Annotated in this window: 2 protein-coding genes; both read right to left on the bottom strand. The window is 38.6% G+C overall.

What is annotated here, in order from left to right; all coding sequences use genetic code 11:
• The coding region (locus QWY87_RS17820; RefSeq protein WP_290293746.1) for a phage tail protein at positions 1 to 424 on the bottom strand (424 nt) is incomplete at its 3' end.
• Between the two features lie 35 nt (positions 425 to 459).
• Positions 460 to 858, bottom strand: a 399-nt coding sequence (locus QWY87_RS17815; RefSeq protein ID WP_290293745.1) for a phage tail sheath C-terminal domain-containing protein, incomplete at its 5' end; no start/stop codon positions are given.

The following is an 858-nucleotide window of genomic DNA, read 5'->3' as shown; positions in this document are numbered from 1 at the left end:
CCAATTCCAATGTTTCTACTGCTACCTCGTTGGCATCTGATTTCATGTCGGTCCCAGTAATTTTGGTGGGCCATGCGTTGGCCAGGGTCCAGGTCATGGTTGGTTTTGCTTTTTCATCTAATAGCTGAATCACCACTGTTTCTCGTTTAATGGTATTCATCTTGATGGCATTATACCATTTCCAGAAATTATTGTCCTTAACAAAAATTCCTTTTTTAAGCGTGACGTTGCCAGATTTTTCAATGCCCGGCATTTTAATTGTAGAAAACTTTTTACTGTTTCCATGTCTGTATTCAATGGGTTGCGTTTCTGTATCCAAACCGGATATTTCTTGAAAGGCAACGGTTTTATCTTGTGAACCTAAGTTTACTGTGAAATAAAACTTCGATAAGGGCCACACATTTCCTTGAGCTTCTCCTGCCATAATTTTATGTTTTTAATTGTTAAGATTTGATTTAATTAAGCTTTTTGCATTTCCTGTTGGAAGGTGATTTCAATGAATTCCGCTGGATGAGATACGGCAACTTTTACCATTACTCTCATTATTCCTAGTTGAATGTCATTATTTGACATCGTAGTTCCCAGTCCGACACTTACAGAAAAGGCATCTTCAGCTTTCGGGCCAACCAGACCTCCTTGTTTCCAAATATCCGTGAGAAAATTTTCTATCATAGATTGAACATTGACCCAAGTATTGGCATCATTGGCTTCAAAAACAAAAGCTTTGGCAGCATCTTTAACAGATTGTTCAATAAAAATCAAGGTTCTTCTTACGTTAATATACCGCCAATCATTAGAATTCCCATCTAGGGTTCTAGCGCCCCAAACCAGAATTCCACGTCCGGTAAAGGCGCGAAT

Source organism: Lutimonas halocynthiae, assembly GCF_030409835.1.
GTDB classification, from domain to species: domain Bacteria; phylum Bacteroidota; class Bacteroidia; order Flavobacteriales; family Flavobacteriaceae; genus Lutimonas; species Lutimonas halocynthiae.
Note: the sequence above shows the minus strand (reverse complement) of the source record. Positions and strands in the feature narration are given on the sequence as shown.